Raw genomic sequence first — 12688 nt, forward strand, 5'->3', positions numbered from 1 at the left:
AGGGTACAAAAATACACTTTTTAATCGCAATTAAGGAATTAGGACACCATCTATGCTAAAGTAGCTTCCACAAGATAAGGTAGTATTTCTTTCTGGAAAGAAATGAAATTTTTGCGTACATCAGCCTCCGTAACAGCTGTGAAGGCAAAGGAAAACACTATGTTTTTGCTGGATTTGATGAGAAAGGTAAGTTTCTCCTCCGGCACTGTGGAGGCTATAATCTCATTCTTGATGAATGAACTCAAAAGTAGAAACTCGAGGTCGTCGGACAACGTTTTGAGATACTCCTGGGCATTGGTAGATTCACGGATGAATTCCCATCCCACAAATTCATTACATACGGTATAAGTAACGCGGCTGACTTTGAGAATGGTGGACATCAGAAATGAAGCAAGATCTTCTCCCTGCACACGTAATGACAGGATATCTTCCACATTTTCGCGGATGTAGTCCATCAGCACTTCATGGAGGATAAGCTCTTTGGATGGAAAAAATTTATAAACAGTAGCTTTGGAAATATGTGCCTGCCTGGCCAGCTGGTTCATGTTGGTCTTATTGTATCCGTACTTGCGGAACAACTCTCTGGCAGCTCTTTTGATTGATAATACAACGTCTTCCGGGCTCATATTCAATTGCTAATCACATATAGATTCCCGCTCTTCATCACCCGATACTGATATAAGGGGCATTCGGCAAGATAAGTAGGAGAACCATCATATAACAACCATCGCGCTCCTGACAAGGGATCCACAGCTTCCATCCCCTCTACTTCCAATTTATTGTTCAAATAAGAATCTTCTGAAGCACAGCGATCAAATGCCAGTACCCTATCCCCATTATTGTACAAGATAAGGCCGCAACGACCTCCTTCCTCATACACCCATCCCTGTGCTTTGGATACTATCAGGCTCTTTTCAAGTGTTAATGTTTTGTTTACAATTATGTTAGAAACAAAATTGCATCCCGATTTTTTACAACTGATAAACAATATCACAAAAATCAGGGATGCAATCTGCTTTATAGGAATCATCTAAATAATCTCTGTCTCAAATTGGGATAAGAAACGTACGTCATTCTCCGAGAAAAGACGTAAATCTTTAATTTCGTATTTAAGGTTGGTAATACGTTCAATACCCATACCAAAGGCAAACCCCGAATATTTCTTGCTGTCTATACCACAGTTTTCCAATACGTTAGGATCTACCATACCGCATCCCAAAATTTCTACCCATCCGGACCCTTTACATAGGTTACATCCATCGCCTTTACAGATTGTACAAGAGATGTCCATCTCTGCCGATGGTTCTGTGAAAGGGAAATACGAAGGACGGAAACGCACTTTTGTGCCCTCACCAAAAAGCTCTTGCACAAAGTGGAACAAGGTCTGCTTCAGGTCAGCAAAAGAAACGTTCTCATCTACATAAAGTCCTTCTACCTGATGGAAGAAACAGTGAGCACGTGCTGAGATAGCCTCATTGCGGTATACACGTCCCGGCATGATAGCTCTGAATGGCGGCTTTCCTGCCTCCATTAGACGCACCTGAACCGATGAAGTATGCGTACGTAAAGCAATGTCGTTGCCTTCCTGCTTCTTAATGAAGAAGGTGTCCTGCATATCACGGGCAGGGTGTTCCGGTGGGAAGTTCAAAGCCGAGAAGTTGTGCCAGTCATCTTCGATTTCTGGACCTTCAGCAACCACGAAGCCCAATTTTTTAAATATCTCTACAATCTCTTTACGCACCAACGACAGCGGGTGACGAGACCCAAGTTGAAATCCTTCTCCAGGAAGTGTTAAATCTTCTTCCTCTCTTTTATGAACTTTTGCAGTATGAGCAAATTGAGATTGAGCCTCCTGAAATTTCGCTTCAGCCAACTGTTTCAGCTCATTCAAAACTTTACCTAAAGTCCTCTTCTCTTCAGGCGAAACAGTCTTGAACTCTTCAAACAATTCTTTGATAATACCTTTTGAAACTAAAAATTTCAATCGGAAACTTTCTACATCAGCAGCAGATGCCGGTGTAAACTGTTCAACCTCTTTCGTATACTGCGCTATCTTATCTTGCAACATAATAGTCAAAGATACGGCAAAAAATAAACTTTTGGAGAAAGGTTATTCAAAAAATTTGCTAGCACAGCTTAAAATGGAAGACCGTCATCTCCCTCATTTTCTGTAAAATCAACCGACTGCTCGGAAATCTGCTGTCCTTCATTAGTAGTATTTGTATTCGATGGAGTTGTTGCACTTTGTGCCGCCCCCGCGTTGGAGCCTCCCTGCTGCGTGTTAGGCCCCTCAAAGTCCGAACGTCTGCCAAGAATATTGAAGCTTTCAGCCACAACCTCCGTAGTATATCTTCTTATACCCTCTTTATCTTCATAAGAGCGTGTTCGTAATTTACCTTCGATATATACTAATCTTCCTTTAGAAAGATATTTGGCAGCAACATCAGCCAGTCCTCTCCACATTACGATATTGTGCCATTCGGTCTGCTCCACTTTTTTGCCATCTTTGTTAAAAGTTTCCGACGTTGCCAACGGAAAGCTTGCTACACTCACATTTCCTTCAAGATAGCGCAATTCAGGATCTTTGCCCAAGTGTCCTACTAGAATAACTTTGTTAACGCTCGACATAATAATTTAGAGTTTATTAATTGATTAGTTTAACATATACTTATCGATAAACGTGAAAATAAGTTTATGCTTAGCTAATTTATCTAAATTTTCCGAATTATAATAACACCAATTCGCTTTTTTTTGCTCTAAATCAACTGGTTTTATTATCCTATAAAAGTTAGCAAAAATATTCTGATGACTCAAGACATGTTTGACAGTTTTTCCGATTTGATGCACTTCTGAAGGGCCAAAATGTTGTTTAAACGCATCGGTTTCCACCAGCTCTTCCTGTGTCAATAGCTGCTCGGTCTCTATCAGCGGAAACTCAAAGAGATTAGCCCACACATCTCCTTCAGGACGCTGGGACATGAGGATGCCATTTTCATTCTCTATGATAAAATAGTTGAAATAGCGGTTTCTGCTAGCTTTGCCCTTAATCTTCTTGGGCAGCTCACTCACCACGCCCTGCTGCAGAGCAGCACACTCATAACGAAAGATGCAGGAGGAGCACAACGGACCTCTAGGCTTACATACCGTAGCCCCAAAATCCATTATAGCCTGATTATATAAACCGGGCTGCTCAGCAGACATCATCTCCTCAGCAACTTCTGAAAAGACTTTCTTACCATGAGTAGTATTTATCGGCACATCAATAGCTAGATATCTACTCAAAACACGAAAAACATTGCCGTCCAATACAGCTCTTTTCTCGCCCGCAGAAAAGGAAGCTATAGCAGAAGCCGTATATTCTCCCACACCGGATAGCTTAATTACCTTATCATAAGCCGCAGGAAACTCCCCTCCATATAACTCCATTACCATCTTTGCGGCCTTATGCATATTACGTGCCCTCGAATAGTATCCTAACCCCTGCCATAATCGCAAAACCTCTTCCTCTTCGGCTCTAGAAAAAGCCTCTACGGTAGGAAAAGCTTCCACAAATCGATAAAAATACGGCATTCCCTGTTCCACCCTAGTCTGCTGAAGGATAATTTCCGAAAGCCAGATGATATAAGGATCTTTTGTGTTTCTCCAAGGCAAATCACGCCCATTTTCTGCATACCAAGACAACAACTTTTGTGCAAAAGACATACGCAAATATCACATATTTTTAACACAATTTAACACCAACACATTGATTCTCAACAACAACAAGTTGAATATTAGAGGAATAATTTTGTACTTTTGCTTTCGCCTATAAAAAATTTACTATAAAACAAACAAGGTTATGTTTAAAAAAAAATCATCTGTACAAATCAGTATAGAAGGTAATAAAAATAAATGTTTAGAAATACCTACCGTCGTCATCAAATATTGGAAAACAATCTTACTATCTTCAATAGCTGCTATCATCCTCACCGTAGGCATCATAGCTCATCTTTCCGCACAAAAAAAAGCTCGAGAACTTGACAAAAAGTACGCAGAGGTATTTCAACAGCTGTATGAAAAAAGCAAAAGTATAAGTACCACTCAGCTAGAAAATGAAAAAGAAATTTCTGACGTCAAAAAAACGCTTAACAAAATAGACTCTACTATATCCATCATAAATAAAAAGATGCAGAAACGAGGACTTAAAACCTTACCCCTTGCTAACAGTGGTGGACCAGTAGAAGAAGACAATGGGGATATATCTCTTCTTAGTGAATATTACACCAACTTAGTGCTGGAGGTAGAAAAAAAATTGGCCACCACACCGCTAGGAAGACCACACCAAGGTGTCATAACTTCTAGATTTGGCTACCGCCGCAATCCTTTTACCAATAGAGGAAGAGAAATGCATTCCGGCATAGACTTTAAAGGCAAAATCGGAGAACCCGTATGTGTAACAGCAGACGGAAAAGTTACTTTTGCAGGCTATGAAGGTGACTATGGTTATGTGGTTAAAGTCAAACATAAAAACGGATATGAAACCCGCTATGCGCATCTCATCCGCCCGTTGGTAAAGAAAAATCAAAAAGTAGAAGCCGGAACTCCTATTGGTTTATTAGGAAATACAGGACGTAGTACTGGCCCACACCTTCACTACGAAATCCTAAAAAACAACAAAAAAATCAATCCAGAAAAATATCTAAGCTTCTGACATATAACATCAACCTTATATCTTTAAAAAGAAGAAGCTTTATTTATTTCTTTTTGCCATATTTGTGATAAAATAAATTTTTATGAAAAATATTTTATCACTTGTTGCCATAATTTTATTTTCATTAAACTCCTTTGCCCAACAGAATCCAACCTACAAAATAGAATATAGATTTGTTGTAGATCCTAAGTTGATGGAGCTTAGCGAAGAAGATCTTAATGAATCTCAGAAAGTGCTGCTTGCCGCAGTAATGATGATTCAGGTCTTTCAGGAGGATGACAAACCGTTGGCAGAGGTTTGGGGAAATAAAGAGTTTGTCAAGGCACAAAGTAATCTATCTTCTAATCAATTTGAACTTACCGACAAAAAAAACAATATTCAATATTTGGTTTATCCTGCTTCAACACAGTACTATAAAAACGAAAGACCTGAAAATGTGCCCTTAGCGTTGGCGGAAGAACTCGAAAATTCCGACAATGAGCTTCCCTTTGAATTCACTGACCAAACTAAAGAAATAGCAGGCTACACCTGTAAGCTGGCCAAAATGATTTTTGAGGAGGAAGAGGCCCCTAACACGCCTATTACTTTGGAAGTCTGGTACACAGAAAAATTACCTTCTGTATATTGGGGAGAATACTATTACCTGAAAAATATCCCTGGAGCAGCGTTAGAAATAACCACTATGGGAATAGGCATCTCAGCTGACAAAGTAACCATTGACAACAGTCCCAACCTCTTCGATATACCTGACCATTACACACAAATAGAAAGTCCTTTGGAAAGAGATTTCCTGTCTATGGACCCCACCGCAGATAAAGAAAAAGAGTATTTCTTGGCCGATAACAGAACGGCTTTCCTTGATGAAGAAAAAGACCTTTATGGCATAAAAGACAGTGAAGGAAAAATAGTCCTCGCCCCTCAGTTTTCCTACATTCAAACTTTTGAGGACGACATGGCTGTAGTGATAGACGAGAACTCTTACTACGGACTTATAGACATCAATGGCAAATCCATCATTTCCCCAAAATATGAATCTTTGACCTACAACCCGCAAGATAAAACATTGGCATTCATATTGGATGAGAAGGCCGGAATTATGAACCTTCAAGGCAAAATACTTATTCCAAACGAATATGAATATATCAACTTCTTTAGTGATGAGGGAAGAGCCATAGCCACCAAGGACGGGAAATATGGAGTCATAGACCTACAAAATAAGACCGTTGTTCCTTTTCAATATCCTGCAATCGTCGAAATAGTCGAAAACCGCTTTATTGTTAGCGAAGAGGATGACAGCTATTCTCTATACTCTTTGGAAGGAGATAAGAAAGCATCCTTTGATTACATCATGTACGCCAAAGAGAAAGAAATCTTTATTGTCATCCAAAATGAAAAATATGGATTTATCAACGCAGACGGAAAAGTGATAATCCCTCTTCAATATGAATATGCAACTCCTTTCGAAAAGGGACTTGCAGAAGTATATAAACAAGGGGCGGAAAATTCTGTTTTTATAAACACCAAAGGAGAAATAGTCCAGAAATAAACATAAAGAGCAAAAGGCCTGATACTATCAGGCCTTTTGCTCTTATAAACAGTTTGCTCATATTCCCGCTGAAGAGAACTGCAAATCGTATAATTTCTTGTAATAGCCGTCCAGTGCCAACAATTCCTGATGGGATCCCATTTCCTTGATTTCCCCTTTATCCAGGACAATAATCTTATCCGCTTTCTGAATCGTTGACAGTCTATGAGCAATGACTATAGAGGTTCTTCCCTCCATGAGATTATCTATTGCCGACTGGATGAGAAGTTCTGTTTCAGTATCAATAGAAGACGTTGCCTCATCCAAAATAAGAATCCTAGGATCATGTACCAAAGCCCGAATAAAAGAAACCAACTGGGCTTGTCCCGCAGATAAGGTTGCTCCGCGTTCCTGTACCTGATAATCAAAACCTCCCGGAAGACGCATGATGAAATCATATGCTCCCACTCGTTTGGCAGCACCGACAATCTGTTCATCCGTGATTTCCTTATTACTCAACGTAATATTGTTTCTTACGCTGTCTGAAAACAGAAATACATCCTGCAATACTGTGGCAATATGTTTTCGCAGAAACGACAATTCATAGTCTCTAATATCTACGCCGTCCAGCAAAATCTGTCCTTTCTGTATTTCGTAGAAGCGACTAAGTATATTTATCGTCGAGGACTTACCAGCGCCAGTAGCTCCTACCAATGCCAATGTCTCTCCCGGTTTCACTTTGAAGCTGACATCCTTCAACACCCACTTATCATCATTGTAGGCAAACCACACATTCTTAAATTCAATCTCACCCCGGATATGCTCAGGTTGATACGTTCCGGAATTAGGTGTGAACTCATCCGTATCCAAGACATCAAAAATACGTTCGGCAGACACCATGCCCATCTGTAAGGTGTTAAACTTATCGATAAGCTCACGAATAGGACGAAAGATCATATTGATATACATCAGGAAGGCCACCACAACACCCGGAGATATCACATCGGCCAACACCTGCTTGGAACCATACCATACTAACAAACCTGTAGCTATGGCGATGATAATTTCCAAAACAGGAAAGAAAATAGAGAAATACCAGTTAGCTCGGATATGGGCATTTCTATGCTCCTTGTTAATGTCATCAAACTTTTTCATCTCCTGCTCTTCTCGAGCAAAATATTGAATGACAGCCATACCGGAGATATGCTCCTGCAGGAACGTATTCAGATTGGACACCCATAGACGCACCCCTTGAAAGGCTGATTTCATTGCCTCTTTGAAAACATAGGTGGCAGCAATCATCAGTGGCATAGGTATAAGCACAATAAGTGTCAGCCGCCAATCTGTATAGAACATGACCCCTAAGATTACTACAAGCTGTAAAAGATCTCCAATAATCTGAATCAGTCCCTCAGAGAAAATATTAGCAATAGTCTCCAAATCGGAAATCGTTCGGGTGATAAGTCTCCCAATCGGGGTATTATCAAAATATTTTAGACGTAGATTGGTAATATGCTCAAATACTTGAATACGTATGTCGCGTATGACGGACTGTCCTAAGGTGTTGGTCATCAATGTATGAAAATAACGAATTGCGGTCTGTGCTACCAGCAACAACAGCATGACCAACAACATCATGTTAAGCCCTTCGTAACGACCGGTAAGGATGTAATTGTCCAGCGTATATTCAATAAGCATAGGAAGGGCGGGAGCAACAGCAGCCAAAAGTATAGTGAGTACTACAGACACCCAAAAGATGGTCCTGTAGGGACGCATATACTTTGTCAATCTACTTAACAGCTTACTGTCGTACGCCTTTCCTGAAATCTTTTCTTCTCTCAAAATTTACCTCTCTTGAATATATGGATAAACAACACGTGTTAAATATAAGCCATGCGCCGGCACGGAAACCCCTGCTTTCGAACGACTTTTACTTTCCAACACTTCTGTCAAAAAAGATATAGACTTGCCCTTCAGCCCTATTTCCAACAAGGTACCTACAATAGCGCGCACCATATTCCGCAAAAAACGGTCCGCCGTAATATGGAAAACAAGATTTCCTTCTTTTTGTTCCCATCGGGCTTCCTTTATCGTACAGATAGTAGTAAACACCTGCGTGTTGGACTTGCTGAAGCAGGCAAAATCTTTGGTTCCTAACAACAGCTTTGCAGCTTCATTCATCTTTTCTACGTCCGGCACGTCACGCACAAACCACGATTTATTGATTAAGAACGGATCTTTCTGATGATGGATATGATATTCGTACGAACGTTCCGTGGCATCAAAACGAGCATGAGCCTCCGACAACACAGGAATTATCCTTCTCACCGCAATATCATAGGGCAACAAGGCATTCAAAGCCAGCAAGGCTCTGTCAGGAACGTCCACAAGCACTCCATTCGCACTATCGAAATGCACATAGAGCTGTCGGGCATGTACGCCCGTATCCGTACGTCCTGCCCCCACCGTTTCTACCTCCTCCCGCAAAAAAGTCTTTAAGGCTTGGTTTAATTTTTCCTGAACGGAAACAGCATTCGGCTGCACCTGCCATCCATGATAGGCTGTCCCATCATAGGCTATCTCCAAAAAAAACCTTTTTTTCTCGTTCACACAACAAAGGTAAAAAAATACTGCCTTCGTCATGATAGAACAAAGTCATATTTCTGTGGTTTATACTATATTTGTATTACTGTCATTAGATTGAAACAATATGATACAACGCATTCAAACAATTTGGTTGCTTTTAGCAACGGTAGTAATCTTAGGACTTTTTATTTTCCCTTACTTAAATTACATTGACTTAGTAGGTCTAGGCAAAAAACTTTTTGTTACTGGAGAATATTCTGCTGTCAACAATGAATCCGTAAAACAAAAAAGCTTTATCCTACAGACATTGGGTACTATCGTAGTAGCCTTGGTACCTCTCATCACCATCTTTCAATTCAAAAACAGAAAATTGCAGATTAAATTAATCTATCTATCCATAGTGCTTGTGGTACTGTTGGGCGTGTGGATGTACTTCACCGCTACATCTACCTTGCAACTTATCTCCCAAAGCTTCGGAGCAAATAATATTGGTGTAGGTTTCTTTCTATTGCCTGTAGCGATAATCTTATTAGCCATGGCATTAGGAGGAATCCGAAAAGATGAAAAATTAATCCGATCGGCAGACCGATTACGTTAAAAATAGCTATGAAACGATGCTTCCTCTTTCTTGTGGGTTTCCTGTCGCTCAGCCTAAGTGTCCATGCTCAAGATACCAAGGAAAGAAATTCCATAGATATTAATGAGATTGAGGTATGGACCAAAAGTGTACATCTGTCGGCAAACGGAGATACTGCTATCGTGGAGCTATACTTACAATCTTATCTCAAAAATCCACGGGAATTCAAAATGAATACCTTTGCCAGTGGTCTGCTCAACGGACAGGAAAAACCTATGTGGTATCATTCCATGCAAATGGGCAAGGTCGTAGTTCGCATAGAAGACCGTCAAAATTATCTGCATTATCTCTTAACGAGAGATGAACCGGTATTACTGACCATAAAAACGCCAGGATGGAAAAAACAATGGGGTAAGCCGCAACAGCTAAAACTGGCAATAGAAGATTTTCAAGAACCGGGAAAAATTTTGGAATACGTCATTGACTTATAAAAATAAAGGCCTTGAAATTTCAAGGCCTTTATTTTTATAACGATAGAATTTCAACAATCCTGGTTAGGTTTGTATTTATCTTGTCAATATGCTTAATAGCCTTACCGAATGGCGTGAACTGCACGTCCCCACAAATCAATCCTGCCATCTCACCCTTGCGGCCTGCCAACAGGCCTTCCACTGCTGCAACGCCTAAACGGCTTGCTAACACCCTGTCCATACAGGTAGGCTTTCCTCCACGTTGAATATGCCCTAAAATAGAAACACGAACATCATAGTGTGGGAAATTCTCTTTAATCTTGTCTGCTACAACCAAACCACCCTCATCGTCTCCTTCCGCTACGATGATGATACGCGAAGACTTATTTTTTCTAGTTTGATCCAAACGCTTCATGATAGCATTGTAATCAACCTCTAGCTCCGGAATCAACACCGCTTCTGCTCCGGTACTAATCCCCGAACGTATAGCAATCAATCCGGAATCACGGCCCATCACTTCAATCACGAAAAGACGGTCATGCGACTCCGCAGTATCACGAATTTTGTCTACCGCATCCACCACGGTATTTATAGCTGTATCATAACCTATAGTAAAGTCTGTTCCGGCCAAGTCGTTGTCTATGGTTCCCGGTAGCCCTATTATAGGTACATCAAATTCCTCTATAAATTTAGAAGCTCCGGTAAAAGTTCCATCACCACCAATCACCACCAAAGCATCTATACCGAAACGTTTAATATTTTCATAGGCTTGTTTACGGCCTTCATAGGTTTTGAATTCCTCGCTTCGGGCAGTTTTCAATATTGTCCCTCCACGCTGTATGATATTCGCTACGGACTTGGCATCCATAGGAACGATATCGCCTTTTACCAATCCGTCGTATCCTCTTTTCACACCAAACACGTTCAAACCGTGGTAGATGCCGGCACGCACTACCGCACGGATTGCCGCATTCATACCCGGAGCATCTCCTCCTGACGTTAATACTGCAATATTTTTAATTTCACTCATATATTACAAATATATCAATATCGGCAATATTTTTTTGTTAAAAAATTATTAATTGCTGGCGTTCTTTGCTTTGAACAAATCTATCCCCTTTTGCAGGTAAGCAGCATAGCTGTCCACATTGTAGTCTGCCCCTGTAGGTGGCAACAGCACATTACCTTCCGTATCCACAATAACATACAAAGGCTGTGAATTGCTGTTGAACGACGAAGCCTGAAAGTCGCTGTTCTTCTTCCCTATCGTGTTAATCTTCTTGCCGCTGAAGCTTGAAACATACTGCTCCTCCGCCGGTAGCTCCGTCTTGTCATCCACAAAAAGCTCGGCCATCACGAACTCCTCGCGCAACAGCTTGGCCACCTTCACGTCTGTCCAAACGTTGGCCTCCATCTTGCGGCAGTTCACACAGTTCCATCCCGTGAAGTCTATCAATACCGGCTTATTCTGCGCCTTGGCTGCTGCCAATGCCTCCTCATAGTCGTAGTACGGGTCAAATCCCTTAGGCGTTCCCCGCTCATGAAAGATCTCATAATATTTCTTCTGAACCTTCACTCCACTGTCTCCCGACCGGTATTCCCCTCCCTGAACCGACGACAGATCAAAATCCTGTGTGGCACTAGGAGGAAGAAAAGCACTGATCGCTTTCAATGGCGCTCCCCACATCCCCGGAATCATATACATCACAAAAGAAAAAACGATAATCGACACAATCGTTCGAGGAACAGACATATACGACAGCTCACTGTCATGGGCAAACCTAATCTTGCCAATGAGATAAAGCCCCATAAGACCGAAGATGGCTATCCACAAGGCCAGAAAAACTTCCCGGTCCAGCCAGTTCCAGTGATAAGCCAAGTCTACGTTCGACAAAAACTTCAACGCCAAGGCCAGCTCCAAAAAGCCCAAAACAACCTTCACGCTGTTCAGCCACCCTCCAGACTTTGGCATGGACTTCAGCAACGAAGGAAAGCCCGCAAAAAGAACAAAAGGAACCGCCAAGGCAATAGAAAATCCAAGCATGCCGACCGCTGGCCCCAGACGCTCCCCCTTGGAGGCCGCCTCTACCAACAGCGTCCCTATGATAGGACCCGTGCACGAAAAAGAAACCAACGCCAGACTGAAGGCCATGAAGAAAAGACCCAGCAGTCCCCCGCGGTCCGACTTGGCGTCTATCTTGTTAACAAAAGAACTTGGTAGCGTAATCTCGAAAGCCCCAAAAAATGAAGCCGCAAAAACAACCAAAATCACAAAAAAAACAAAATTGAATATCCCGTTGGTCGACAGCTCGTTCAACGCATCCGAACCAAAAGCTATCGTCACCAGCATACCCAAAGCAACATAAATCACGATGATGAAAAGCCCGTACAGCAACGCCTGAGAAAATCCTTGGGCATGAGACCCCGAACGCTTGGTGAAAAAGCTCACCGTAAGAGGAACCATAGGAAAAATACAAGGCATGAAAAATGCCGCAAAACCACCAAGAAGACCCGCAATGAAAATCCCCCACAGCGAAGAATCCTGAACATCAGACTCCATAACGGACATAGACAAGCTCTGTTCGCCCTCTACTGCAACGGTATCAACCTCCTCAACTGAACTATCCGATCCATCCGTGAACTCCAGCCCCTCCACATCAATAAACCCCGTATTGGTGTCCGACTCCGTACCATCAGTATACTCTAGGCCTTCTACATTGATGATTGTATCCTGAGCATCCACAGTCGAAGAGAAAAAAGCTGAAATTATAAGGAAAAAAGAAATCAAATAGACTTTCATTATACGATAACATTAAACAAGTAAGATGTAAAAATAAAAA

At 41.5% G+C, this 12688-nt stretch carries 13 protein-coding genes; 4 read left to right on the forward strand and 9 right to left on the reverse strand.

Translation table 11 applies throughout. The features are described from left to right. Window positions 1-50 precede the first annotated feature (50 nt). The 5 genes from ABD873_RS12200 to mutY all read right to left on the reverse strand — a co-directional run bounded on the left by ABD873_RS12200 (window position 51) and on the right by mutY (window position 3702). Window positions 51-626 carry a TetR/AcrR family transcriptional regulator gene (locus ABD873_RS12200; protein WP_345068694.1) on the reverse strand — a complete coding sequence of 192 codons (576 nt, stop codon included), beginning with the start codon at window positions 624-626 and terminating at the stop codon, window positions 51-53. Window positions 627-628: 2 nt separating this feature from the next. Next, complete coding sequence (locus ABD873_RS12205) at window positions 629-1030, reverse strand: hypothetical protein (protein ID WP_345068696.1); 402 nt, start codon at window positions 1028-1030, stop codon at window positions 629-631. Further along, window positions 1031-2068 (reverse strand): phenylalanine--tRNA ligase subunit alpha, encoded by a 1038-nt coding sequence (gene pheS, locus ABD873_RS12210; protein WP_345068698.1) that lies wholly within the window; start codon window positions 2066-2068, stop codon window positions 1031-1033. A gap of 68 nt (window positions 2069-2136) precedes the next feature. Beyond that, window positions 2137-2628, reverse strand: a complete 492-nt coding sequence (locus ABD873_RS12215) for a single-stranded DNA-binding protein (protein WP_345068700.1) — start codon at window positions 2626-2628, stop codon at window positions 2137-2139. A gap of 24 nt (window positions 2629-2652) precedes the next feature. Next, on the reverse strand, window positions 2653-3702 hold the full coding sequence (mutY, locus tag ABD873_RS12220; protein WP_345068702.1) for an A/G-specific adenine glycosylase: 1050 nt from the start codon (window positions 3700-3702) through the stop codon (window positions 2653-2655). 136 nt (window positions 3703-3838) lie between these two features. Between mutY and ABD873_RS12225 the strand changes: the two genes are divergently transcribed. Both ABD873_RS12225 and ABD873_RS12230 read left to right on the forward strand, forming a co-directional pair. Next, window positions 3839-4690 (forward strand): M23 family metallopeptidase, encoded by an 852-nt coding sequence (locus tag ABD873_RS12225; RefSeq protein WP_345068704.1) that lies wholly within the window; start codon window positions 3839-3841, stop codon window positions 4688-4690. A gap of 82 nt (window positions 4691-4772) precedes the next feature. Beyond that, window positions 4773-6236: a WG repeat-containing protein gene (locus ABD873_RS12230; RefSeq protein ID WP_345068706.1), complete on the forward strand. Its 1464-nt coding sequence runs from the start codon at window positions 4773-4775 to the stop codon at window positions 6234-6236. 57 nt (window positions 6237-6293) lie between these two features. Here the strand turns inward: ABD873_RS12230 and ABD873_RS12235 are convergent, their stop codons facing one another. Beyond that, window positions 6294-7991 (reverse strand): ABC transporter ATP-binding protein, encoded by a 1698-nt coding sequence (locus tag ABD873_RS12235; RefSeq protein ID WP_425568721.1) that lies wholly within the window; start codon window positions 7989-7991, stop codon window positions 6294-6296. Between the two features lie 69 nt (window positions 7992-8060). Beyond that, window positions 8061-8825 carry a tRNA pseudouridine(38-40) synthase TruA gene (gene truA, locus ABD873_RS12240; protein WP_345068710.1) on the reverse strand — a complete coding sequence of 255 codons (765 nt, stop codon included), beginning with the start codon at window positions 8823-8825 and terminating at the stop codon, window positions 8061-8063. A 100-nt stretch (window positions 8826-8925) separates the two neighbouring features. Here truA and ABD873_RS12245 point away from each other — a divergent pair, with 100 nt between their 5' ends. Both ABD873_RS12245 and ABD873_RS12250 read left to right on the forward strand, forming a co-directional pair. Continuing rightward, window positions 8926-9399 (forward strand): DUF4293 domain-containing protein, encoded by a 474-nt coding sequence (locus ABD873_RS12245; protein ID WP_345068712.1) that lies wholly within the window; start codon window positions 8926-8928, stop codon window positions 9397-9399. Between the two features lie 8 nt (window positions 9400-9407). Then, window positions 9408-9869 carry a hypothetical protein gene (locus ABD873_RS12250; protein WP_345068714.1) on the forward strand — a complete coding sequence of 154 codons (462 nt, stop codon included), beginning with the start codon at window positions 9408-9410 and terminating at the stop codon, window positions 9867-9869. 34 nt (window positions 9870-9903) lie between these two features. On the opposite strand, the gene pfkA is transcribed toward ABD873_RS12250, so the two are convergent. Beyond that, window positions 9904-10878: a 6-phosphofructokinase gene (gene pfkA, locus ABD873_RS12255; protein ID WP_345068716.1), complete on the reverse strand. Its 975-nt coding sequence runs from the start codon at window positions 10876-10878 to the stop codon at window positions 9904-9906. Window positions 10879-10926: 48 nt separating this feature from the next. Beyond that, complete coding sequence (locus ABD873_RS12260) at window positions 10927-12648, reverse strand: protein-disulfide reductase DsbD family protein (RefSeq protein ID WP_345068718.1); 1722 nt, start codon at window positions 12646-12648, stop codon at window positions 10927-10929. Between the last annotated feature and the right edge of the window lie 40 nt (window positions 12649-12688).

Origin of the sequence: Sphingobacterium thermophilum, from assembly GCF_039541675.1 — a bacterium.
Taxonomy (GTDB): domain Bacteria; phylum Bacteroidota; class Bacteroidia; order Sphingobacteriales; family Sphingobacteriaceae; genus Sphingobacterium; species Sphingobacterium thermophilum.